We start from the raw sequence: 21,428 nt of genomic DNA on the forward strand, positions 1-21,428 counted from the left end.
GCCCGGTCAACCTGCCAGGATCGTTTCTGCGGCGAATCGTTCCGGCGACGCGATGTCCAGTTCGATCACCCACAAATCCGGATCGCGATCGCGCCGGCGCCGCCAATAGGACTCCCGCGCGACTCGATCGGACGTGTCCGACGGACCGGCAGGAATCAGCGCCGGAGTCCCGGTCGGCCCGAGCGCACGTTCCAGGACCTTCGTATTTCCGGAATAATCGTTTAGGATCAATAAGATAGACCCGGACGACGGTTCGCCGCGTGCGCGCACCATGCCCATGCCGCCAGCATCGTTGACGCGTTTGAGCAGCGCCGACACGATCAACCCGGTCGGCAACCCGTTACTCATGCGACCCGGTAGCCGGGGAGGGTAGCGAGCGGCATTTGCGAGCGCATGAACGTGCCCGTGCCCCGCGCGGCCTCGTCGCCCTCCGCATCGATCAGTCGCGCCTCTGCGACGAACACCCGGCGGTGCCCCGAAACCCAGCGTCCTTCCGCCACCACCGGTCCGGCGCGCAGCGGTTTGGTCAGCAACAGGTTGAACGCGGTCGTCAGCAGGAAGCGATCCGTCACCAGGCTGTTGGCCGCATAGAAGGCGGCGTCGTCGAGCATCTTGAAATAGCTCGTCCCGTGCGCCGCACCCCCGGCGTGGAACACATCGGGGTGGATCGTGAAGCGAATGCGCGCCACGCCCGCGGACGGAATCTCCAGCACGGAGTCGAACAGGCGATTGATCGGCGCCGCGGCGTACAATTGCTCGAGCGCGCGGAAATGCGCCGCTTCGCCCGACAGTGCCGGATCAGGCTGCATCGCGCGCTTCACCCGCCATCAGCAAGGCGACGAGGGCGTCGCGCGACCCTGCGCCACGTAACTTGTCGACAAAATTCGCGTCGCGCAACATGCGCGATACCCGTGCGAGCGCTTTGAGATGCTCGGCACCCGCATCGGTCGGCGACAACAGCATGACCACGATATCGACGGGGAGATCGTCCACCGCGGCGAAATCGATCGGATTGGTCAGCCGCGCAAACACCGCGACGACGCGGGGCAGGCCCGCGATCCGGCCATGCGGCGTCGCAACCCCCCGACCGAACCCGGTAGACCCCAGTTTCTCACGCCCCACGAGCGCTTCCGCCGCCGCCGCGGCATCGACTCCATAGAGTTTCGCGGCAACCGCGGCGAGGCGCTGAAACAGCATTTTGCGCGTGCCCGCGGATTCGCGTTCGAGCACCGCGTCGGCGCTCAGAAGGTCGTGCAAGTCAGTCATCGCAATCCTTGAGCCCGCGTCAAGCACGGGTGCTTGCGCGGGCCCATAGCGCCGATCACGGATCGGCGAAAGCGGAGCGAAACATTACGACACGCGCTGCGGCTCCACCCAGCCGATCGTCCCGTCGCCACGGCGGTACACCATGTTGTACGTGCCCGACCCCGAATTGCGGAACAACAGCGCCGTGGTGTTGCGCAAATCGAGCATCATCACCGCATCGGAGACCGACGCGTCGGGAATGTCGACCCGCGTTTCGGCGATGATCAGCGGGTAATCCTCGGCTTCCTCTTCGGTCACATGTTCCTGGAACAGCGTGTAGCCCGCGTCGCTGGCGGCGATATCGGCGGCTTCGGTCGCTGCGCTGGTGGCAGCGGCGCTGCGATCCTTCAGGCGGCGCATGTAGCGGCGGAGCTGCTTCTCGATCTTCGTTGCGGCCTGGTCGAACGCGGCATGCGCATCGGCCGCGTCGCCGCTGGCCTTGAGGATCAACCCCTGCATGACGTGACAGACGATGTCGCAGGTAAAGCGGTTGTCGTGCGGCCCCTTGCCCAGGGTGACCTGCGCCGAGATCGTGCGCGCGAAATATTTCGTCGCTATGCCCTGGAGTCGCTCGTCGACATGGGTCCTGAGCGCGTCGCCCGTTTCGACCTGGTGGCCGGAAACCCGAATATCCATGAGCACTTCTCCATACTGTTTCGCCAGACCCCGCTTTTCGGGTGTTCCGGCTGGTAGATGACGTCTGTCGGACGCCTCGACCCCCCAATAGGTTGAATCAGTTCGCGGTCTCGCCTCCCCATAGAGGATTGACCACAGACTTCATAAACGCTGCGTGCCGAACACGATCCGCCTCCGGCACCGAAAAACTGCGCGCGGGGCGAACCTTGGACGGAATCGCGTGAGTCACCGCCTGCGCACTCGCGACCGGCGCGCTGATCAAACCGAGCCCGATCTGCCGCCCGCCGGTCAGCTCGACATAGACTTGCGCGAGCAATTGCGCGTCGAGCAAGGCACCGTGCAGCGTCCGATGGCTGCGGTCGATGCCATAGCGACTGCACAAGGCGTCGAGGTTGTGCTTGGCCCCGGGATGCCGCGTCCGCGCCATCGCGACGGTATCGATCATCCGATCCATCGCAATCGCCGCGCGACTGCACCGCGTCAGCTCGCCGTTGAGGAAGCTGAAATCGAAGCTGGCATTGTGCGCGACCAACGGACTGTCGCCGAGGAAGTCCAGCAGCGCCTCCGCGCCGTGGTGGAACAGCGGCTTGTCCGCCAGGAAGGCGTCGCTCAGGCCGTGGACGCGTTGCGCCTCGGGCGGCATCGCGCGTTCGGGGTGGAAATAGGCGTGGAAGGTACGGCCGGTCTCGACCTTGTTGATCATCTCGACGCATCCGATTTCGACCATGCGGTCGCCATCCGCAAAACTGAACCCCGTGGTCTCGGTGTCGAAGATGATCTCTCTCATAGACTCAGGATAGTGGGGTTTTGCGGGCCGTGAGGCAAGCGATGATCCGCCGCACCGCGTCACGTGTCGTATCCAGCGAACCCCCTGTCGGAACGACATAATCCGCCCGCGCGGTCTTTTCGGGATCGGGGAGTTGACGGGCAAGGATGGCTTCCAGCTTGTCCGGAGTCATCCCGGCACGCGCGAGAACGCGCGCGCGCTGCACCGAGTCGGGTGCGGAGGCGACGACGACCACGTCGACTCGCGACTCGCCCCCGGTTTCGAACAGCAGGGGAATGTCGAACACGACCAACGGAGCGGTGGCATGCGCAGCAAGGAACGCCGCGCGCTCCGCCTGCACCGCGGGGTGGACGATCGCTTCCAGCCGCGCGAGCGCCGTAGCATTGCCAAGCACCATCGGGCCGAGTTTGGCGCGATCCACCCCACCCGCGCCGGTCGCGCCGGGAAAGGCGGCTTCGATCGCCGAAATCACCGTCGCGTCGGACGCCTGCAACCGGTGGACCGCGGCGTCGGCATCGAACACGGGCACGCCTTCGTCCGCGAACATCGCCGCGACGGTCGATTTGCCCATCCCGATCGAACCCGTCAGGCCGATCGTGATCATGCCGTCAGCAACGCCCGCAGCCGGGTGTCGTGGTCTTCATCGCGCGGCGGCGCCACGCCGAAGAACAGCTCGAACGCCAGCGCGGCCTGGCCGATCAGCATTTCGAGTCCATCGATCGTGTCGAGATCGCGCGCCCGCGCCACGGCCAGCAGCGGAGTCTCGAGCGGCGCATAGACGATGTCGTACACCAGCGCGTCCTGCGGAAGCGGATCCAGGTCGATCGTCAGCGGTGCCTGCCCCGTCATCCCCAGTGCGCTCGCGTTGACGACCAGCGCGGCGGGCGGCAGTTGCGCGGTGAGCGGCAGCGCCTGGCCCTTCAACCCGAACGACGACAGCAACGCCGCCGCCTTCAGCACGTTGCGGTTGAGCATCGTGACCGGGCCGACCCCGAGCTTCGCCAGCGCGAACAGCACCGCGCGCGCGGCCCCCCCGGCGCCGATGACCACCACCGGCGCGCCAGTCAGGTCGAGCCCGTCGAGCGGCGCGTAAAAGCCCGCCGCATCGGTGTTGGTGCACAGGAACGCGCCGTCCTCGCCCCGGAACACGGTGTTCGCGGCGCCGATCGAGGAACGCACGTCGCCCGGATCGGCAATATGGTCGAACACCGCTTGCTTGTGCGGCAGCGTGACGTTGCAGCCGCGCCAGTCGGGGTCGGCGGTCCGCTCGGCAAAATAGGCCGCCAGCCCCTCGGGCGCGACATGATGCGCGCGGTAAGCGCCCTCCAGCTTGAGCGCATCTAGCCAGAAGCCGTGGATGATCGGCGATTTCGAATGGGCGATCGGGTCGCCGATGACTTCTGCGTAGATCATGACGGCATCACTCCGCGAATGCGTAGATAATCGAGCACCTGCAGCAACGGCAGGCCGAGGACGGTGAACTGGCTCCCCTCGATCCGGGTGAACAGTTGCGCGCCGGGGCCCTCGATCCGGTAACACCCGACACACCCGGCGATTTCGGGCCATTCCTGGTCGAGATACGTCTCGATGAACGCCTCCGACAGCGGCCGCACGTGCATTTTCGCCCGATCGACCACGCGCCAGACCGGTCGACCCGCCTCCGCGATCACCGCGGCGCTGACGAGATCGTGCCGTTTGCCCGAAAGCCGCATCAGATGCGCGCGCGCATTCTCGCGCGACACGGGCTTGTCGAGCATCGACCCGTCGTCGAGCACGACGACGGAATCGCACCCCAGCACCAGCGCCTGCGGTTCCCGCGACGACACCTTGATCGCCTTCAGCTCGGCCAGCGCATCCGCCATGTCGCGCGGCGCAAGGCCTTCCGCGAGAAGCGTGGTCTTGACCGACTCTTCGTCGACGCTCGCCGAAACTGCGGTGAACGGGATCGCCGCTGCGGCGAGCATGGCGCGCCGCGACGCGCTTTGCGAGGCGAGGATCAGCTTCACAGGTCACTCCGGGGGATAAGGCCGCGTTCGCCGACCAGGGCGATAATGGCGGCGGCAGTTTCCTCGATCGAGCGGCGAGTCACGTCGATGACCGGCCAGCCGTTGTCCGCGAACATGCGCCGCGCATAGGCGACTTCGCGCGTCACCGCTTCCTGGTCGACATAGGCGGTTTCGGTCTTCTGGTTGAGCGACAGCAGGCGGTTGCGGCGGACCTGGATCAGCCGATCCGCACTCGTCGTCAGCCCGACGACGATCGGATGCTTGAGCGTATACAGGCTTGGCGGCGGGGGGCTTTCGACCACGATCGGGATGTTGGCGGTCTTGAACCCGCGGTTCGCGAGATAGATCGACGTCGGGGTCTTGGACGAGCGCGAAACGCCCGCAAGCACGATGTCCGCTTCCTCCCAATCCTCGGCGAGGATTCCGTCGTCATGCGCGATCGTGAACTGAATCGCGTCGACCCGCGCGAAATAGGCGGCGTCGAGGACGTGCTGCCGCCCCGGACGCGCCTTCGCCGCTTGTCCCAACAGCCCCGATAGCGCCCCCGTCACGCCATCCAACGGCGCAACCGCGGGCAATCCGAGCGCGCGACAGCGGGTTTCGAGCGTCTTGCGGGTCGCACTGTTCACCAGGGTGAACAGCACCAGACCCGGATTCTGCGAAATCTCCTGGAGGATCCGCTCGAGATGCGCCTCGGTGCGCACCATCGGCCAGAAGTGCCGGATCGTCTCGACGTCGTCATATTGCGCGAGCGCCGCCTTGGCGATGTTCTCGAGCGTCTCGCCGGTCGAATCCGACAGCAAGTGGAGATGGAGCCGCATCAGCCGCGTCCCTTGGAAAGGCCTGTGGATAACATGGGGATAACCGCTAGCGTAACTTCTAGGCCGCGCAAACCCGCCGCGAACGGTGGAAAACGCCGGAGTTTTCCACAATCGCGTGCACAGCCACCGGATTTATCCACAGCCTGTGAATCATGGGGATGGAATCGCCGATCGTCTCGCTGAATCGGTCGCGCGATTCAGCCCGGCCTGTTGGCATTTCCGGGACAAATGCCTAAGCCCCGACTCTCACCGACCAACAACTCTTATTACCTCCTAAGAATCTAGACTCTTATTGAAGAGGGGATCCGCGATCCTTCCCGAACCGACTCTCGCCGGGCCAATGTCCGAGGCGCCGTTCAAGCCGTTGCTCGCGACCCTCAAGGGTCAGCGCCAGGCCATCCCGCCGATCTGGCTGATGCGGCAGGCCGGGCGATATTTGCCCGAATACAGGGCGTTACGCGCAGAAAAGGGCGGGTTCCTCGCGCTGGTCAACGACAGCGCAGCGGCGGCCGAAGTCACGATCCAGCCGATCCGCCGCTTCGGATTCGATGGCGCGATCCTGTTTTCGGACATCCTGATGGTCCCCGCCGCGCTTGGGCAGGGACTCACCTTCGGGGTCGGCGAAGGCCCCGCTCTGACTCCACCGCTGGTCGACCACGCTCTCTCATCGCTCGAACAGGCCCCAGAGCGGCTGGAGCCGGTCTATGAGACGGTCCGGCAGGTCGCCGCGATGCTGGGCAGCGAAACGACCTTCCTGGGCTTCGCAGGGAGCCCCTGGACCGTGTCGACCTATATGGTCGCGGGGAAGGGCAGCCGGGACCAGAGCGAGACCCGCCGGTTCGCCTACGCCGACCCCAAGGCATTCGGCGAAATCATCGACGCGATCGTCGCTTCGACCGTCGACTATCTGTCGAAACAGATCGTCGCAGGCGTCGAGGCGGTCCAGTTGTTCGACAGCTGGTCGGGCAGCCTCAGCCCCGCGCAATTCGAACGCTGGGTGATTGCGCCAAACGCCGCGATCGTCTCCGCCCTCCATGCGCGGCACCCGGGCGTGCCGGTGATTGGCTTTCCGAAGGGGGCCGGTGAGAAATTGCCGATCTATGCGCGCGAAACCGGGGTCGATGCGGTCGGTGTCGACGAGACGATCAATCCGGAATGGGCCGCGGCCAATCTGCCCGAGGGCATGCCGGTGCAGGGCAATCTCGATCCGCTCGCGCTGATCGCCGGCGGACGCGATCTCGAACGCGCGGCAACCCGCATTCTCGAGGCGTTCGCGGGCCGCCCGCACGTCTTCAACCTTGGGCACGGCATCCTGCAGGACACGCCGATCGCGCATGTCGAGCAGCTGCTCGCTTTCGTACGGACCGCATGATGGCTGGAATGCTCGGCAACGCCTACCTCTGGGTCAAGGCGGCGCATCTGATCTTCGTAATCTTCTGGATGGCGGGGCTGTTCATGCTCCCGCGCTATCTCGTCTATCATCAGGAAGCGCTGGCGGGCGCGGGGGGTGACGCCGCCTTGTGGGTCGAGCGCGAACACAAGATCCGCACCATCATCCTGACCCCCGCGATGATCGTCGTCTGGGTGCTCGGATTGCTGCTCGCGGCGAATGCGGGGCTGTTTTCGGGCGGGGCAGGGCTCGGCTGGCTGCATCTCAAGCTGCTGCTGGTGGTGATCCTCACCGGATATCATGGCTGGGCCGTCGGTTACGCGCGCAAGCTCAAGGCGGGCAAGCCGACGCTAACCGGGCGCCGGCTGCGGATGATCAACGAAGTGCCGGCGGTGCTGGTGACCTTCATCGTGATCCTGGCGATCGTCCAGCCGTTCTGACGCAAGCGCCGCTCAACGTAGCGCCCCAACGTCGCGCCTTGACGCCTTCCCGGGACGGTCGTATCTGGCGGCGGTATTGTAGTGCGACGGCTTCGCGCCGTTCGGCTACTGTATCCTTCCTCAAGCATCGTCGCGTACCTTTCGCCGACTGAAGCTCCTCCCTCGCATCTTCATGCTCCGGACGCCCGAAATGCATCTCAAAGACCTCAAGAACAAAAAGCCGGCCGAGCTGGTCGCGATGGCCGAGGAACTCGGCATCGAGAGCGCGTCGACGCTGCGCAAGCAGGACCTGATGTTCGCGATCCTCAAGGTCCAGGCCGAGCAGGGCGAGCAGATCATGGGGCTCGGCACGATCGAGGTCTTGCCCGACGGCTTCGGCTTCCTGCGCAGCCCCGAGGCGAACTATCTTGCAGGTCCCGACGACATCTACATTTCGCCCAACCAGGTCCGCAAGTTCGGCCTGCGCACCGGTGACACGGTCGAAGGCGAGATCCGCGGGCCGAAGGACGGCGAACGCTATTTCGCGCTGGTCCGCCTCACCGCGGTCAATTTCGACGATCCCGATGCGGTCCGTCACCGCGTCAATTTCGACAATCTCACGCCGCTCTATCCAGAGCAGAAGCTCACGCTCGATCCGTCCGACCCGACCGTCAAGGACAAGTCGGCGCGCGTGATCGACATCATCTCGCCGCAGGGCAAGGGCCAGCGCACGCTGATCGTCGCACCCCCGCGCGTCGGCAAGACGGTGATGCTCCAGAACATCGCCAAGGCGATCACCGACAACCACCCCGAGGTGTTTCTGATCGTCCTGCTGATCGACGAGCGCCCCGAGGAAGTCACCGACATGCAGCGCTCGGTCAAGGGCGAGGTGGTCAGCTCGACCTTCGACGAACCCGCGACGCGCCACGTCCAGGTCGCCGAAATGGTGATCGAAAAGGCCAAGCGTCTGGTCGAACACAAGAAGGACGTCGTGATCCTGCTCGACTCGATCACGCGTCTTGGGCGTGCCTACAACACCGTCGTACCCTCGTCGGGCAAGGTGCTGACCGGCGGTGTCGACGCCAACGCGCTCCAGCGCCCGAAGCGCTTCTTCGGCGCCGCGCGCAACATCGAGGAGGGCGGTTCGCTCTCGATCATCGCGACCGCGCTGATCGATACCGGCAGCCGTATGGACGAAGTGATCTTCGAGGAATTCAAGGGCACGGGTAACTCGGAAATCGTGCTCGACCGCAAGGTCGCGGACAAGCGCATCTTCCCCGCGCTCGACGTCGGCAAGTCCGGCACCCGTAAGGAAGAGCTGCTGGTCGACCAGAGCAAGCTCTCCAAGATGTGGGTGCTCCGCCGCATCCTCATGCAGATGGGCACGATCGACTCGATGGAGTTCCTGCTCGACAAGATGAAGAATTCGAAGACCAACGAAGACTTCTTCGAAAGCATGAACCAGTAATCCTCCAGCTTGGCCGCAGGACATCGTCCTGCGGCCAAGCGCGTTTTTCCGCGGCTCGACTGTACCGGGACACGGCGCTCGCCTTGCCCGCGTGGATCGCCGCGCAAGGGTAACCCATGTTCGATATCGCCGACGTTTTCACCGCCGCGGGGCTCGCGACGCTTGGTCAGGTGATTCTGATCGACCTGATCTTCTCGGGCGACAATGCGATGGTGCTGGGGACGCTTGCCGCGGGCCTGCCGCCCAAGCAGCGCAAGCAGGTGCTCGGGCTCGGCATCGTCATGGCGCTGGTGTGCCTGATCGGTTTCGCGCTGATCGCGACGCAGTTGCTCCATGTCGTCGGGCTGTTGCTGGTCGGCGGCCTGATGCTGCTGTGGGTCGCGTACAAGCTGTTCGGCGAGATCCGTGCGCATGGGGCGGACGACGACGGCGACGCGGTCGGGCACGTCCCCAAGCCCCCCAAGAGCTTCGCGCAGGCGGCGATCCAGGTCGCGGTCACCAATCTGTCGCTCAGCCTCGACAACGTCCTGGCGGTCGCCGGGGCGGCGCGAGCGCACCCTTCGGTGCTGTTCTTTGGGCTTGCCCTGTCGGTCACGCTGATGGCGGTCGCGGCGAACTTCATCGCGCGGATCATCGAGAAGCACGCCTGGATCGCCTATATCGGGCTGATCGTGATCCTGTTCGTCGCGGGCCGGATGATCTTCGATGGCGTGGTCGATCCCGAAGTCGGCGTCCTGACAGTGCTCGGACACCGCTGAGCGCCGGACAGACGTTGCGATCTTCCCCGGTTCGCGCGCATACAGGGCGGATGATGCAGCGCGGGGGCCCTTCGCCCGCTGGAGCGGAGAAGCCACGATGAAGATCAACGTCGAAGTCGATTGCACGCCAGAGGAGGCGCGGCGGTTCATGGGGCTGCCCGATATGGCGCCGGTGCACGAGAAATATCTCGCGATGCTGACCAGCGGCATGGACGGATCGGTCGCGCCCGAAATGCTTGAAACCGTGATGCGCAGCTGGATGCCGATGGGCGACGCGGGGATGGCGATGTGGCGCCAGATGTTCGAGACCGCGAAGAAATAGTGGCGCAAGAGGCGACGATCTATGCGGTGTCGAGCGGTGCGCCGCCCGCGGCGATCGCGATCGTCCGGGTCAGCGGGGCAGGCGCGCGGGATGTCGCGATCGCGCTTGCCGGGTCCGTGCCGGCGCCGCGCCGCGCCGCGGTGCGCGCGCTGCATCACCCGCAAACCGGGGCACTGCTCGACCGTGCGCTAGCATTGTACTTCCCGGGACCGACGACCGCGACCGGCGAGGATCTGGTCGAGTTCCATCTTCACGGCGGTCGTGCGGTGGTCGCGGCGGTCGAAGCCGCCATCGCCGCAGTGCCGGGGACGCGCCATGCCGACGCCGGCGAATTCACCCGACGCGCGCTGGCGAACGGCCGGATCGATCTGACCGAAGCCGAAGGCCTTGGCGACTTGCTGGCCGCCCAGACCGAAACCCAGCGCCGCGCGGCGCTCCGGGTGGCGGAAGGCGGGCTCCGCGCGGAGATCGATCGCTGGACCGACAGCCTCGTCGCGATCGCCGCCGAAATCGAAGCGGCGCTCGACTTTTCGGACGAGGACGACGTGAGCGACGTTCCGGTCGCGCGCCTGACCGCGACGATCGCGACCATCGCGCAGGCGATCGACCAGCTGGTGTCGGCACCCCCGGTGGAACGGCTGCACGATGGCGTACGGGTCGTCATCGCGGGGCCGCCAAATAGCGGAAAGTCCACGCTGCTCAATGCGTTGACCGGACGGGACGTTGCCATCGTATCCCCCATATCGGGTACGACGCGGGACCGGATTGAGGCGTTGGTCGTCCGCAAGGGGATTGCCTACAACCTTACCGATACTGCCGGTCTGACCGACGCTCCGGGGGATGAGATCGAGGAGATCGGGATCGCGCGCGCCCGGGCGGCGATGGCGGGGGCGGACATCGTCGTGTGGCTCGATGATGCTGCGCCACAACAAGACGGCTATCTCCTGATCCATGCGCGCGCTGACGTCGCCGGGCGCGAGAGTGCACCCGCGGGACGTCTGGCAATCGCTGCGCGCTCCGGCACGGGCCTCGACGCAGTGTGGGACGAAATCGACCGTCGTGCCGCAGCGCTCCTTCCGCAAGAAGATGCGATTGCGATCAACGCCCGGCAGCGCTCGCTACTTGTCGCCTGCGCACGCCACTTGGGTGCGGTGCAGCAATCCGAGGATCTCCTCGTCATCGCGGAGGAGGTACGCGGGGCGCTGCGCACTCTGGATCAAGTTTCAGGACGCAGCGGGATCGAGCATGTCCTCGACTCGATTTTCGCGCGCTTCTGTATCGGGAAGTGATGTTCCACGTGGAACGTTTTGACAGCGGGCGTGCGGCGACCTAGCGAGACGGCATGATACAGTTCGATGTTATCGTCGTTGGAGGCGGTCACGCAGGAACCGAGGCGGCCGCCGCTTCGGCACGGCGCGGCGCGCGCACGGCGTTGATCAGTTTCGACGCCACCAAGATTGGCGCAATGTCATGCAACCCGGCGATCGGCGGCTTGGGGAAGGGCCATCTCGTTCGCGAAGTCGATGCGTTCGACGGCCTGATCGCGCGCGCGACCGACCAGGCGGGGATCCATTACCGCATGCTCAATCGCAGCAAAGGCGCTGCGGTCCAAGGACCACGCGTTCAGGCTGACCGAAAGCGCTATGCAGCGGCGATCCAGCACATGCTGGCGGACGAGCCTTGCCTTGAAATCGTCGTCGGGGAAGTCGTTTCGCTCATCGTTGGAGAGGATCACACCGTCGGCGGAGTGGTGCTTGCCAATGGGGAAGCGCTGCGCTCGCATGCTGTCGTCCTGGCGACCGGGACGTTCCTCGGCGCACGGATGTTCTGCGGCGAGGACCGCAGCGCAGGCGGACGGATCGGCGAAGCTGCCGCATCGGCGCTCGCAACCCAATTGTACGCCGCGCACCTTCCGATGGCGCGCCTCAAGACCGGAACGCCGCCACGGCTCGATGGTCGGACGATCGATTGGGCCGCCCTGGCGCAGCAACCAAGCGACGAAGATCCGTGGACGATGTCGCCCGAGACGACGCACCGCCGCCTCCCACAAGTGCATTGCGCCATCACGCGCACGACGCCCGCGACGCATGACGTCATTCGTTCCGGGCTGGATCGCTCGCCACTGTTTGGAGGCGACATCGCGGGGCAGGGCCCACGCTATTGTCCGTCGATCGAAGACAAGATCCACCGCTTCGGCGACCGCGACGGGCATCAGATCTTTCTGGAACCCGAAGGTCTCGACGACCATACGATCTACCCCAATGGCATTTCGACGTCGCTACCGGTCGATATCCAGACGGCGATGATCGCGACGATTCCAGGCCTAGAGCAGGCTCGGATCCTCACCCCCGGCTATGCGGTGGAATATGATCATATCGATCCCCGCGCGCTCGAGCCGACGCTCGAAGTCCGCGCGATGCCGGGACTGTTCTGTTGCGGGCAGATCAACGGGACGACAGGGTACGAGGAAGCGGCGGGTCAGGGCCTGCTCGCGGGGATCAATGCTGCGGCGAAGGCGCAGCGCAGCGAGGCCTTGGTACTCGATCGTGCGTCGAGTTATCTCGGCGTGATGATCGACGACCTCGTGCTGCAAGGGATTACCGAGCCGTATCGGATGCTCACCGCACGCGCCGAGTTCAGGCTGCGGCTCCGCGCCGATAACGCGGAAACGCGTTTGTCGTCGATCGCAGAGCGGTTGGGATGCCTGAGCGTGGGGCGGCGGGCCCGGCTTACAGAACGCCGCGCGCAACGCGCGCATGCTGCCGCGATGCTCGACCGCACCGTATCGAGCGCGGTCCTCCGCGAGCGCGGGGCACCGATCGAACCCGATCCGCACGTTCGGAGCGGCGCGGAATGGTTGCGCGTAGCGGGCGTCTCGCTCGCAATGGTCGCGCCCGACCTCGCGGCAGCGGTGCCCGAGGCGGTGACGTCCGAAGCGGTCGAGGATGCTCGCTACGCGCCCTATGTTGCGCGGCAGGAGCAGGAGGTCATCGCCCTTCGCGCGAACGATACGATCTTCCTGCCACCCGATCTCGCGTTCCAGGCGATTGCCGGGCTTTCGACCGAGATGATCGAGCGACTGACCATGGCGCGTCCCGCAACGCTCGGCGGGGCAGGGCGCATTCGCGGGATCACGCCTGCCGCGTTGACTGCGATCCTGCTGCATGTGCGAAGGAGGGCCGCATGACCGAAGACGATGCCAAGGCCTGGATCGCGGAACGCCACAGCGCGCCTGCGGTCGATCGATTGGCGATCCTGGTCGATCACGTCGTCGTCGAAACGGTGCGGCAGAATCTGATCGCACCCTCGACGGTCGAACACATCTGGGACCGGCACATCGTCGATTCCGCGCAGCTGCTCGCCCATGCGCCAGAGACCGGACATTGGCTCGACGTCGGCAGCGGCGCGGGCTTTCCCGGGATCGTGCTGGCGGTGCTCGGCGCGCACGAAATCACGCTGGTAGAGCCCCGGCGCCGGCGCGCGACCTTCCTGTCTGATCTCGTGCAGGCGCTCGACTTGGGGTCGCGCGCGCATGTGCAGTGCGCCCGCGTCGAGACCGTCTCCGTGCCAGCAGACATCATCACCGCGCGCGCCGTGGCGTCGCTCGACAACCTTTTCACTTGGTGCACGCCGTCTGCCACGCAAAACACTCGTTGGATCTTACCCAAGGGCAAGTCAGCCTTGGAAGAGGTGGCCAGCGCGCAGAAGACATGGCATGGTATGTTTCACGTGGAACATAGCATCACCGACCCGGCGTCGATGATCGTACTCGCATCAGGGGTGACACGTCGATGAACGTCATTGCGGTCGCGAATCAAAAAGGCGGGGTCGGTAAGACCACGACGGCGATCAATCTCGGGACGGCGCTGGCCGCGACCGGACTCCGCGTCTTGCTGCTCGATCTCGATCCGCAGGGGAATGCCTCGACCGGGCTGGGGATCAGCCGAGCCGACCGGCTCCATTCGACCTACGATATCCTGCTCGGCGAGATCACCATCCCGGCAGCGGCGGTGCCGACGTGCGTTCCGCTGCTCGACATCGTCCCTGCGACCGTCGACTTGTCCGGCGCCGAGATCGAACTCGTCGAATATGAGGAACGCACGCACCGGCTGTCGCGAGCGCTGGCCCGGTCGGACCATCGCTGGGATGTCGTCCTGATCGATTGCCCCCCGTCGCTGGGCTTGCTGACGCTCAATGCGCTGGTCGCGAGTAATTCGCTGCTCGTGCCGCTGCAATGTGAGTTCTTCGCGCTCGAGGGCCTAAGCCAGTTGCTCAACACGGTCGAGCGCATCCGTGAGCGCTTCAACCCGGGTCTCTCGATCATGGGGGTCGCCCTGACCATGTACGACCGCCGCAACCGCCTGACCGAACAGGTCGCGAGTGACGTGCGCGCGGTGCTGGGGAAGGTCGTGTTCGAGACCGTGATCCCGCGCAACGTCCGCCTGTCCGAAGCGCCCAGCCACGGGCTTCCGGCCTTGATCTACGACCATCGCTGTCTCGGTTCGGAAGCGTATATCGCGCTTGCCCGCGAGATGATCGATCGCCTTCCGACCCACCAGCCAGCCAGAGCAGCATGACCGACGCACCGACCCCGCTCGCCCGCCCCAAACCGCGCTCCGGCCTTGGGCGCGGCCTCAACGCGCTGATGGGAGACCTTGCGCGCGAGGAGCCGGTTGGCGGGCCGCAGCAGGGCACGTCGCCCGGCATCCGGTCGCTCCCCGTCGGCTCGTTGACCCCGCATCCCGGCCAGCCGCGTCGCCATTTCGAAGAAAGCGCGCTGGAAGAACTCGCGCAGTCGATCGCGCAACGCGGGCTGATCCAGCCGATCGTCGTTCGTCCGCATGGAACGGGGTATCAGATCGTCGCGGGCGAGCGCCGCTGGCGCGCCGCGCAGCGCGCGCGGCTGCATGAAGTCCCGGTGATCGTCCGCGATTTCGACGATACCGAGACGCTCGAAGTCGCGCTGGTCGAGAACATCCAGCGGCAGGACCTCAACGCGATCGAAGAAGCCGAGGCGTATCAGCGGCTGATCGAGGACTTCGGGCACACCCAGGAAGCGCTCGGGAAGCTCGTCCACAAGTCGCGCAGCCATATCGCCAACCTGCTGCGATTGCTCGAATTGCCACGGCAGGTGCAGGAGCGCGTGCTGCATGGCGCGCTGACCATGGGGCATGCCCGCGCGTTGATCGGCGCGCCCGACGTCGAGGCACTGGCCGACAAGGTCGTCGATCGCGGCCTGTCGGTGCGCGATACCGAGAAGCTGGTGCGCGCGACCAAGCCGGTCCAGCGGAGCCCGAGCGATGGCGGGGCAGGGCGCGACCCCGATCTCGCGGCGTTGGAGCACCAGCTGGGCGATCTGCTCGGGCTCGGCGTCCGCGTCAGCTACGGGGCGAAGGGCGGGACGTTGACGCTGAGCTATTCCACACTCGATCAGCTCGACATGGTCTGCCAGCGGCTGACCGGCGACCGCATCTAAGCGCGCGCTAGCCGTTCTGGCGCGCGGCGATCCGCGCGACCGCGACGATCGCGTGATCCGCCAGCACGCTGCCCGCGTTGTTGGGTGCCATCGTCGCGCGCTCCGCGCGGCGGACGCGGTCGATCGCGGCGCTGAGCGCGGGCGCCGACCAGATCCGCAGCGCGCGCGTGGTGGACGCGCGGTCGCGGAAGAACACGCGCTCCATCACCGTATTGGCGTTCGCGCCAGCATCGATCTCCGCGCGCAGCTCGGCGATCGCCATCAGGCGGCGCACCAATTGCCGCAGCAGTGGAATCGGCGAGCTCCCCGCCACCGCCAGCCGTGCGAGTTCGTCCGCAAGCCGGTCGGGCCCACCGTCGATCGCGGCTTCGATCGCGCGCGAGATTTCGGAATCGCCGAGATCCGCGCCGATCGCATCGAGCGTCGCATCGTCGAGTTCGCGCGGACGTTCGGGGGCGGCATCCAGATATAGCGCGATCTTCTCGAGTTCGCGGCTCATCACCGCACGATCGCCGCCCGCCGCCGCCGCGATCCGCGTCGCGGTCGATCCGGTCGTGCGCAGGCCCTGTTCGCGCGCAATGCTGGTGGCGAGCTTGTCCGCTTCGCCCGCGTCGGGGACGTAGAACGCGCAGACCATCGCGCGCGGGTCGGCGGTGGCGAGCTTGACCAGCCCCGACGACGCCTTGGCGCCGGGCGAGATGACGACGACGGGATTGCCGCTGCGTTCGGCCGCCAGCAGCGCGGTGCACGCCGCGACGCTCTCTTCGCCCGCGCTGGCGACGCGGATATGCCGTGCGGTGCCGAACAGCGACAGCGACGCCGCTTCGTCGGCGAGCAGGCCGGGGTTGGCCTTGAGCTGGCTCGGTTCGAGGTCGACGCGTTCGGCATCGGGCCCGAGCGCACGCGCGAGGCGGTTCGCCACGTCGCGCGCCCCCGCTTCGTCCGGGCCATACAGGACGTAGAGCCGGATATCGGGGCTGACCGCGTCGACCGCGCGGACGATCTGGTTGAGATTGGCTTTCATGTTCCGTGCGGCTGCACCGCGTCAGCGCGCCGCACGGTCTTCCGATCGGCTGACATAGGTGGCGACGCGCGTGATGATCTGGTCCGCGACGATTTGCGAGAGCCGTTCGAGCGCGGTGTTTTCCGCGGCGATCGTGCCATATTCCGAGCGGACCGAGTCGATCCCCGCGTCCGACCGCGCAGCGGCGTCGAGCAGCACTGCGCCGTTGCTGAGATCGACCAGCTGATAGCGCGCGCGCAAGGTTCGCCGTTCGCGCGAGATACTGTCGTCGCGCCGGATCCCGAGGCCGATGATCCGGTCGTCGAGCTTCACTTCGAGCCGGTAGCGCGCCGCGCCGCCTGGCGTGGTGTGGAGCCGGTCGCGCAGCGCGTTCGCGGTCAGCCACCCGGCCTTGCCCTCGATCGGCGCGACATCGACTTGCGCGAGCGTCGTCGCGACCGTGCCCGAGCTCCCGCCCGAATAGAGCGGATGCAGACCACAACCCGCCAGCGTGACCGCTGCGCCCGCACAGGCGATGAGGGTGCGCAGGCGGGTCATGCGACGATGTTCACGAGGCGATCCGGCACGACGATGACCTTTCGCGGGGCTTTGCCCTCGAGCGCGCGGACGATCTTGTCCGAGGCGAGCGCGGCGGCTTCCACGTCTTCGCGCGGCATGCCCTTTGCTACAACCAGCGTATCGCGGAGCTTGCCGTTGATCTGGATCGCGATCGTGACTTCGTCCTCGACTAGCAGCGCGGCGTTGACCTCGGGCCACGGCGCGTCGGCGATCAAGCCTTCGTTCCCGGCAGCAGCCCAGGCTTCCTCGGCGAGATGCGGCGCCATCGGCGCGACGAGCCGCATCAGCGTCGCGATCGCGGTGTCGCGTGACGCGGAGGGCGCGGCGCGTTCGATCGCGTTGACGAGCTCGAACAGCTTGGCGACCGCCTTGTTGAAAGCGAGTGCCTCGATGTCGACCGCGATGCCCGCGATCGTCTGGTGGAGCTTGCGGTCGAGCGGGGCGTCGACCGTGCTGGCCTCGCCGCTCTTGTCGCCGTCGAACAACCGCCAGACGCGCTGGATGAAGCGCCACGAGCCTTCGATCCCGCTTTCGCTCCACGGTAGATCACGCTCGGGCGGGGAGTCGGACAGCATGAACCAGCGTGTCGCGTCCGCACCATATTGGTCGACGATGCCGGTCGGGTCGACGGTGTTCTTCTTCGACTTCGACATCTTCTCGATGCGGCCGACCGTGACCGCCTCGCCGGTCGCGCGCTCGACATAGCCGTCGCCGCGCTTGTCGATGTCGTCGAGCGACAGCCACAAGGGCTTGGTGATCGTGTCGGTGCCGTCGGTGCCAACCTCGGTCACTTGGCGGCTGTAGGTCTCGTGCGTGACCATCCCCTGCGTGAACAGACCGGCGAACGGCTCCGCCACGTCGAGCATCCCGATATGCCGCAACGCGCGCGTCCAGAAGCGCGCGTAGAGCAAGTGGAGGATCGCATGTTCCACGCCGCCGATATATTGCGCGACCGGCAGCCACTGCTCGGCGACCGCGCGGTCGAACGGCTTGTCCTTGGGCTGGCTGGCGAAGCGGATGAAATACCAGGAGGAATCGACGAAGGTGTCGAGCGTGTCGGTCTCGCGCCGCGCCGCACCGCCGCAGGACGGGCAGGGGACGTTCTTCCACGTCGGATGCCGGTCGAGCGGGTTGCCGGGGATGTCGAAGCTGACGTCCTCGGGCAGCACGACGGGGAGCTGGTCCGCAGGGACCGGCACCGCGCCGCACGCGTCGCAGTGGATGATCGGGATCGGCGTGCCCCAATAGCGCTGGCGGCTGACGCCCCAGTCGCGCAGGCGGAACACGGTCGATCCGGTGCCCCAGCCGCCATCCTCGGCACGCGTGATGACCGCGCGCTTGGCGTCCTCGATGTCCATCCCGTCGAGGAAATGCGAATTCACCAGCGTGCCGGGGCCGGTGTAAGCGGTGTTCCCGGTGAACACCGGATCGGTGACGTCGCCGTCGGACACGACGCGGCGGACCGGCAGATCGTACTTGCGGGCGAAATCGAGATCGCGCTGGTCATGCGCCGGCACGCCGAACACCGCGCCGGTGCCATATTCCATCAGCACGAAGTTCGCGATGTAGACTGGGAGCTGCAGGTCGGGATCGAACGGATGCTGCGCGGTCAGCCCGGTGTCGAACCCGAGCTTCTCCTGCGTGTCCATCTCGGCCGCAGTGGTTCCGCCGCGCTTGCACAAGGCGATGAAGTCGGCGGCCTCCGGGCTACGCTCGGCGAGCGCCTGCGCGATCGGGTGATCCGCCGCGACCGCGACGAAGCTCGACCCGAACATCGTGTCGGGACGGGTGGTGAACACCTCGACCGACCCGCCATCAGAAAGTTGGAAGCGGAACTGCAACCCGCGGCTGCGCCCGATCCAATTCTCCTGCATCAGCTTGACCTTGTCCGGCCAATGCTCGAGCGCGCCCAAGCCCTCAAGCAGCTCGTCCGCGAAATCGGTGATCTTCAAGAACCACTGCGACAGCTTGCGCCGCTCGACCAGAGCGCCCGAGCGCCAGCCGCGTCCGTCGATCACCTGTTCGTTGGCGAGCACGGTCATGTCGACCGGATCCCAATTGACCGAGCTTTCCTTGCGATAGACGAGGCCGTGGCGAAACAGCTCGAGGAACAACGCCTGCTCGTGCCCGTAATACTCCGGCTCGCACGTTGCCAGTTCGCGCGTCCAGTCGAGCGCAAAGCCAAGCCGCTTCAACTGCGCCTTCATCGTGGCGATATTGTCGCGGGTCCAGCCGCCCGGATGGACGCCCTTTTCCATCGCGGCGTTCTCGGCGGGCATGCCGAACGCGTCCCAGCCCATCGGATGGAGGACTTCCATCCCCTGCATCCGGCGGAACCGCGCGAGCACGTCGCCCATCGTATAGTTGCGGACGTGCCCCATGTGAATCTTCCCCGACGGATAGGGGAACATTTCAAGAACATAGGATCGCGGCTTGGGACTGTCGTCACGCGCGGCGAAGGTGCGGCGGTCGTCCCACACCTTCTGCCAGGCCGCGTCCGCTTTCAGCGCATTGAAGCGTGACGCCATCGGTTGGGTATTCCTATTGGGTTACGGCAGCGCGGCGCAGATCGCGGGCGCGCGTGAGGATGATGTCTTCGAGCTTCTGGACGGTCGACGCCTGGACCGGTGCCGCGACCCACTGGCCGCCCTGGTTGACCTGGCGGAGCGAGGCGACGCGAAGGCCGTCCGCGCGCAGATCCTGGTCGAGGATCGTCACCGTCACCTTGACGCGCTCGGTCGGCGCAGCCGGGTTGATGTACCAGTCGGTGACGATCACGCCGCCGTTGGAATCGGTCTGCAGCAACGGCATGAAGCTCAGCGTATCGAGGCTCGCGCGCCACAGATAGGCGTTGACGCCGATCGTCGTGACCTTCGATGCCGCGAGGTCCGCGTTCTGCGGACGCCCCCCCTTATGACCGCACGCCCCGAGCGCGAGCGGAGCGATGAGCGCGAGCGAAAGCAGAATCGCAGTGCGGGGGCGGCGGATCATCGGCTGTTCCTGAACAAATCGGAGTGTCGGGGGTTCGGGCGATATCTATAGAATGTCCGGCGTTTGTCGCAAGCAGGACCTCGGCTGTTCCATAGTGTGTCCTTGACGACACTGTCGCTAGAAAATGAGTCGGAATGGTGGCGTTACCGGATTGAATCGTGGTAGCCGCCTCGCAACATGATAGTGCCGTACAGGTACACATGAAGGGGTCTGAAGTGTCGCTTGGTCGTTGGATGTCAGGGATTGCTGTGGGGGCGTTCGTCGCTCTCGGCATCTCCGTGGCTCCGGCGCTTGGCGCCAGCGACTCGCCCGCACCGCGGATCAACCCGCGCCACAGCGTGCAACTGGTGCGCGGCCTCGGATCGTTCACGCCCGCCTCGGCGGACCCCCGGCTTGCGGCAATGTTCGCGCGCGGCGGACTCGACACCAGCGGCTTCCGCTTCACGCCCTCCGACACGCGTCGCGAAGGCAATCGCGCGGTGACCGTCGCGGTCCAGGCGCGCTCCGCCCGCGGCGTGATCGCGCGCACCGACCGCGCCTCGCCGATCCCGGCGTCGACGGTCGCGCTGACGCCGATCGCCTATAACCTCGGTGTCGCGGTCGGCTGGAAGCGGCTCGCGGTCTCGGGGGATGTCGCCAAGGTCGATCTCGCCGGCATGCCGGGCAGCCGCGAAGCCGCCGATATCGGCGTGAGCTATACCGGCAAGCGGTTCTCGGGTCGCGTCAACGCAATGGCGGATCGCCCGCTGGCGAATGGTCCGAAGCTGATCGAGGTTCCGGAAGCCTATTCGCTCGACGTGGCCGGGTCCTATTCGCTGACGCGCCGGCTCGATGTGACCGCGGGCGTCCGCTACAAGACCGAGCGCGATCGGCTGATGCAGCAGTCCGACGACCGCCGCGACAGCCAGGCCGTCTATATCGGGACCGCGTTCCGCTTCTGACGTTCGGGCGAGCGCTGACTCGTCTGGCCTAGCGCCGCGCCGGCGTCAGCGCATCGATCGCGGCCCACCCCAGGAACCCCATCGCCCGCAACCGCCGAAACCGCGTGCGCGTCATGCCGCCGAGCGCAATCGCGGGCAGACCAACCGCGCGCGCGATCGTTGCCGCACGCAACGGGCCCAGGGAAGGCGCACCCGGGTGCGTCCGGGTCGGATAGACCGGCGAGACGAACACCAGCGCCGCCCCCGCCCGGCGCGCGGTGATCCCTTCGCGCACCGAATGCGCCCGCCCGATCCGCACCGGCGCATCGCGTGGCGCAGCCTCATCAACCAGCACGAGCCCGCGCCGCCGCGCCACACGCGCGATGCGGGCTTTCAGATCGGCGCGCGCGAGCGCCGGCAGGTCATGATGCCGCAGCACGATCCCGCTACCCCGCGGCAGCCGCGCCAGCGCCGGCCACAGCCCCGTGCCCATCCGCGCATCGGTCATCAGCCAAAGTGCGGGAAGCGGGCGATCGCTGGATCGGAC

Annotated in this window: 25 protein-coding genes; 11 read left to right on the forward strand and 14 right to left on the reverse strand. The window is 66.4% G+C overall.

Features of this window, described 5'->3' with window-relative positions:
- Positions 1-6: 6 nt before the first annotated feature.
- From QBJ92_RS11410 to QBJ92_RS11450, 9 genes are all read right to left on the reverse strand, one after another.
- Positions 7-348 (reverse strand): DUF1491 family protein, encoded by a 342-nt coding sequence (locus QBJ92_RS11410; protein ID WP_277969817.1) that lies wholly within the window; start codon positions 346-348, stop codon positions 7-9.
- Positions 345-809 (reverse strand): PaaI family thioesterase, encoded by a 465-nt coding sequence (locus QBJ92_RS11415; RefSeq protein ID WP_277969818.1) that lies wholly within the window; start codon positions 807-809, stop codon positions 345-347. The genes QBJ92_RS11410 and QBJ92_RS11415 overlap by 4 nt, the downstream gene beginning before the upstream one ends.
- On the reverse strand, positions 799-1,266 hold the full coding sequence (locus QBJ92_RS11420) for a PTS sugar transporter subunit IIA (RefSeq protein WP_277969819.1): 468 nt from the start codon (positions 1,264-1,266) through the stop codon (positions 799-801). Before QBJ92_RS11420 ends, QBJ92_RS11415 begins: the two co-directional genes overlap by 11 nt.
- Positions 1,267-1,350: 84 nt before the next feature.
- On the reverse strand, positions 1,351-1,941 hold the full coding sequence (hpf, locus tag QBJ92_RS11425) for a ribosome hibernation-promoting factor, HPF/YfiA family (RefSeq protein ID WP_277969820.1): 591 nt from the start codon (positions 1,939-1,941) through the stop codon (positions 1,351-1,353).
- Positions 1,942-2,038: 97 nt separating this feature from the next.
- Positions 2,039-2,728 (reverse strand): DNA polymerase III subunit epsilon, encoded by a 690-nt coding sequence (gene dnaQ, locus QBJ92_RS11430; RefSeq protein ID WP_277969821.1) that lies wholly within the window; start codon positions 2,726-2,728, stop codon positions 2,039-2,041.
- A gap of 4 nt (positions 2,729-2,732) precedes the next feature.
- Positions 2,733-3,332, reverse strand: coding sequence for a dephospho-CoA kinase (gene coaE, locus QBJ92_RS11435; protein ID WP_277969822.1), 600 nt, complete (start codon positions 3,330-3,332; stop codon positions 2,733-2,735).
- Complete coding sequence (locus tag QBJ92_RS11440; RefSeq protein WP_277969823.1) at positions 3,329-4,141, reverse strand: shikimate dehydrogenase family protein; 813 nt, start codon at positions 4,139-4,141, stop codon at positions 3,329-3,331. Before QBJ92_RS11440 ends, coaE begins: the two co-directional genes overlap by 4 nt.
- A complete protein-coding gene (locus tag QBJ92_RS11445) occupies positions 4,138-4,692 on the reverse strand; it encodes a Maf family protein (RefSeq protein ID WP_431358395.1) in 555 nt (184 codons plus the stop codon). The genes QBJ92_RS11440 and QBJ92_RS11445 overlap by 4 nt, the downstream gene beginning before the upstream one ends.
- A 38-nt stretch (positions 4,693-4,730) precedes the next feature.
- Positions 4,731-5,558 carry a pyruvate, water dikinase regulatory protein gene (locus QBJ92_RS11450; RefSeq protein WP_277969841.1) on the reverse strand — a complete coding sequence of 276 codons (828 nt, stop codon included), beginning with the start codon at positions 5,556-5,558 and terminating at the stop codon, positions 4,731-4,733.
- A gap of 337 nt (positions 5,559-5,895) precedes the next feature.
- On the opposite strand from QBJ92_RS11450, the gene hemE reads away from it, so the two are divergent.
- The 10 genes from hemE (at position 5,896) to QBJ92_RS11500 (ending at position 15,388) form a co-directional block, all read left to right on the forward strand.
- Positions 5,896-6,927: a uroporphyrinogen decarboxylase gene (gene hemE, locus QBJ92_RS11455; protein ID WP_277969842.1), complete on the forward strand. Its 1,032-nt coding sequence runs from the start codon at positions 5,896-5,898 to the stop codon at positions 6,925-6,927.
- Positions 6,927-7,385 carry a CopD family protein gene (locus tag QBJ92_RS11460; RefSeq protein ID WP_277969825.1) on the forward strand — a complete coding sequence of 153 codons (459 nt, stop codon included), beginning with the start codon at positions 6,927-6,929 and terminating at the stop codon, positions 7,383-7,385. Before hemE ends, QBJ92_RS11460 begins: the two co-directional genes overlap by 1 nt.
- A gap of 190 nt (positions 7,386-7,575) precedes the next feature.
- Positions 7,576-8,832: a transcription termination factor Rho gene (rho, locus tag QBJ92_RS11465; protein ID WP_277969826.1), complete on the forward strand. Its 1,257-nt coding sequence runs from the start codon at positions 7,576-7,578 to the stop codon at positions 8,830-8,832.
- A gap of 116 nt (positions 8,833-8,948) precedes the next feature.
- Positions 8,949-9,590, forward strand: a complete 642-nt coding sequence (locus QBJ92_RS11470; RefSeq protein WP_277969827.1) for a YjbE family putative metal transport protein — start codon at positions 8,949-8,951, stop codon at positions 9,588-9,590.
- Positions 9,591-9,687: 97 nt separating this feature from the next.
- A complete protein-coding gene (locus QBJ92_RS11475; protein WP_277969828.1) occupies positions 9,688-9,912 on the forward strand; it encodes a DUF6489 family protein in 225 nt (74 codons plus the stop codon).
- Positions 9,912-11,201 carry a tRNA uridine-5-carboxymethylaminomethyl(34) synthesis GTPase MnmE gene (mnmE, locus tag QBJ92_RS11480; protein ID WP_277969829.1) on the forward strand — a complete coding sequence of 430 codons (1,290 nt, stop codon included), beginning with the start codon at positions 9,912-9,914 and terminating at the stop codon, positions 11,199-11,201. Before QBJ92_RS11475 ends, mnmE begins: the two co-directional genes overlap by 1 nt.
- A gap of 53 nt (positions 11,202-11,254) precedes the next feature.
- On the forward strand, positions 11,255-13,099 hold the full coding sequence (gene mnmG, locus QBJ92_RS11485; protein WP_277969830.1) for a tRNA uridine-5-carboxymethylaminomethyl(34) synthesis enzyme MnmG: 1,845 nt from the start codon (positions 11,255-11,257) through the stop codon (positions 13,097-13,099).
- Complete coding sequence (rsmG, locus tag QBJ92_RS11490) at positions 13,096-13,707, forward strand: 16S rRNA (guanine(527)-N(7))-methyltransferase RsmG (RefSeq protein ID WP_277969831.1); 612 nt, start codon at positions 13,096-13,098, stop codon at positions 13,705-13,707. The genes mnmG and rsmG overlap by 4 nt, the downstream gene beginning before the upstream one ends.
- A complete protein-coding gene (locus QBJ92_RS11495) occupies positions 13,704-14,489 on the forward strand; it encodes a ParA family protein (RefSeq protein ID WP_277969832.1) in 786 nt (261 codons plus the stop codon). Before rsmG ends, QBJ92_RS11495 begins: the two co-directional genes overlap by 4 nt.
- Positions 14,486-15,388 (forward strand): ParB/RepB/Spo0J family partition protein, encoded by a 903-nt coding sequence (locus tag QBJ92_RS11500; RefSeq protein WP_277969833.1) that lies wholly within the window; start codon positions 14,486-14,488, stop codon positions 15,386-15,388. The genes QBJ92_RS11495 and QBJ92_RS11500 overlap by 4 nt, the downstream gene beginning before the upstream one ends.
- Positions 15,389-15,395: 7 nt before the next feature.
- Here QBJ92_RS11500 and holA read toward each other — a convergent pair whose 3' ends face one another.
- The 4 genes from holA to QBJ92_RS11520 are packed head-to-tail and all read right to left on the reverse strand — an operon-like array spanning position 15,396 to position 19,961.
- A complete protein-coding gene (gene holA, locus QBJ92_RS11505; RefSeq protein WP_277969834.1) occupies positions 15,396-16,412 on the reverse strand; it encodes a DNA polymerase III subunit delta in 1,017 nt (338 codons plus the stop codon).
- Between the two features lie 21 nt (positions 16,413-16,433).
- On the reverse strand, positions 16,434-16,949 hold the full coding sequence (gene lptE / locus QBJ92_RS11510; RefSeq protein ID WP_277969835.1) for an LPS assembly lipoprotein LptE: 516 nt from the start codon (positions 16,947-16,949) through the stop codon (positions 16,434-16,436).
- A complete protein-coding gene (leuS, locus tag QBJ92_RS11515; RefSeq protein WP_277969836.1) occupies positions 16,946-19,498 on the reverse strand; it encodes a leucine--tRNA ligase in 2,553 nt (850 codons plus the stop codon). The genes lptE and leuS overlap by 4 nt, the downstream gene beginning before the upstream one ends.
- 13 nt (positions 19,499-19,511) lie before the next feature.
- Entirely contained in the window at positions 19,512-19,961 is a 450-nt protein-coding gene (locus tag QBJ92_RS11520; protein ID WP_277969837.1) for a DUF3576 domain-containing protein, read from the reverse strand.
- Between the two features lie 233 nt (positions 19,962-20,194).
- Here QBJ92_RS11520 and QBJ92_RS11525 point away from each other — a divergent pair, with 233 nt between their 5' ends.
- Positions 20,195-20,902, forward strand: coding sequence for a hypothetical protein (locus QBJ92_RS11525; protein WP_277969843.1), 708 nt, complete (start codon positions 20,195-20,197; stop codon positions 20,900-20,902).
- Positions 20,903-20,930: 28 nt separating this feature from the next.
- Here the strand turns inward: QBJ92_RS11525 and QBJ92_RS11530 are convergent.
- Positions 20,931-21,428 (reverse strand): thiamine phosphate synthase (locus QBJ92_RS11530; RefSeq protein WP_347342792.1); only part of this gene is annotated, 498 nt, incomplete at its 5' end.

Origin of the sequence: Sphingomonas echinoides (assembly GCF_029623395.1) — a bacterium.
Lineage (GTDB): Bacteria > Pseudomonadota > Alphaproteobacteria > Sphingomonadales > Sphingomonadaceae > Sphingomonas > Sphingomonas echinoides_A.

Excerpts from the sequence above, each read along its gene's own strand:
- QBJ92_RS11525 (WP_277969843.1), top strand. The coding sequence starts at position 20,195 with ATGTCAGGGATTGCTGTGGGGGCGTTCGTCGCTCTCGGCATCTCCGTG.
- QBJ92_RS11410 (WP_277969817.1), bottom strand. The coding sequence starts at position 348 with ATGAGTAACGGGTTGCCGACCGGGTTGATCGTGTCGGCGCTGCTCAAA.
- lptE (WP_277969835.1), bottom strand. The coding sequence starts at position 16,949 with ATGACCCGCCTGCGCACCCTCATCGCCTGTGCGGGCGCAGCGGTCACG.
- mnmG (WP_277969830.1), top strand. The coding sequence starts at position 11,255 with ATGATACAGTTCGATGTTATCGTCGTTGGAGGCGGTCACGCAGGAACC.
- QBJ92_RS11415 (WP_277969818.1), bottom strand. The coding sequence starts at position 809 with ATGCAGCCTGATCCGGCACTGTCGGGCGAAGCGGCGCATTTCCGCGCG.
- QBJ92_RS11470 (WP_277969827.1), top strand. The coding sequence starts at position 8,949 with ATGTTCGATATCGCCGACGTTTTCACCGCCGCGGGGCTCGCGACGCTT.
- hemE (WP_277969842.1), top strand. The coding sequence starts at position 5,896 with ATGTCCGAGGCGCCGTTCAAGCCGTTGCTCGCGACCCTCAAGGGTCAG.
- QBJ92_RS11520 (WP_277969837.1), bottom strand. The coding sequence starts at position 19,961 with ATGATCCGCCGCCCCCGCACTGCGATTCTGCTTTCGCTCGCGCTCATC.
- QBJ92_RS11420 (WP_277969819.1), bottom strand. The coding sequence starts at position 1,266 with ATGACTGACTTGCACGACCTTCTGAGCGCCGACGCGGTGCTCGAACGC.
- dnaQ (WP_277969821.1), bottom strand. The coding sequence starts at position 2,728 with ATGAGAGAGATCATCTTCGACACCGAGACCACGGGGTTCAGTTTTGCG.
- holA (WP_277969834.1), bottom strand. The coding sequence starts at position 16,412 with ATGAAAGCCAATCTCAACCAGATCGTCCGCGCGGTCGACGCGGTCAGC.
- rho (WP_277969826.1), top strand. The coding sequence starts at position 7,576 with ATGCATCTCAAAGACCTCAAGAACAAAAAGCCGGCCGAGCTGGTCGCG.
- rsmG (WP_277969831.1), top strand. The coding sequence starts at position 13,096 with ATGACCGAAGACGATGCCAAGGCCTGGATCGCGGAACGCCACAGCGCG.
- QBJ92_RS11500 (WP_277969833.1), top strand. The coding sequence starts at position 14,486 with ATGACCGACGCACCGACCCCGCTCGCCCGCCCCAAACCGCGCTCCGGC.
- leuS (WP_277969836.1), bottom strand. The coding sequence starts at position 19,498 with ATGGCGTCACGCTTCAATGCGCTGAAAGCGGACGCGGCCTGGCAGAAG.
- QBJ92_RS11475 (WP_277969828.1), top strand. The coding sequence starts at position 9,688 with ATGAAGATCAACGTCGAAGTCGATTGCACGCCAGAGGAGGCGCGGCGG.
- hpf (WP_277969820.1), bottom strand. The coding sequence starts at position 1,941 with ATGGATATTCGGGTTTCCGGCCACCAGGTCGAAACGGGCGACGCGCTC.
- QBJ92_RS11495 (WP_277969832.1), top strand. The coding sequence starts at position 13,704 with ATGAACGTCATTGCGGTCGCGAATCAAAAAGGCGGGGTCGGTAAGACC.
- QBJ92_RS11445 (WP_431358395.1), bottom strand. The coding sequence starts at position 4,692 with ATGCTCGCCGCAGCGGCGATCCCGTTCACCGCAGTTTCGGCGAGCGTC.
- coaE (WP_277969822.1), bottom strand. The coding sequence starts at position 3,332 with ATGATCACGATCGGCCTGACGGGTTCGATCGGGATGGGCAAATCGACC.
- QBJ92_RS11440 (WP_277969823.1), bottom strand. The coding sequence starts at position 4,141 with ATGATCTACGCAGAAGTCATCGGCGACCCGATCGCCCATTCGAAATCG.
- QBJ92_RS11460 (WP_277969825.1), top strand. The coding sequence starts at position 6,927 with ATGGCTGGAATGCTCGGCAACGCCTACCTCTGGGTCAAGGCGGCGCAT.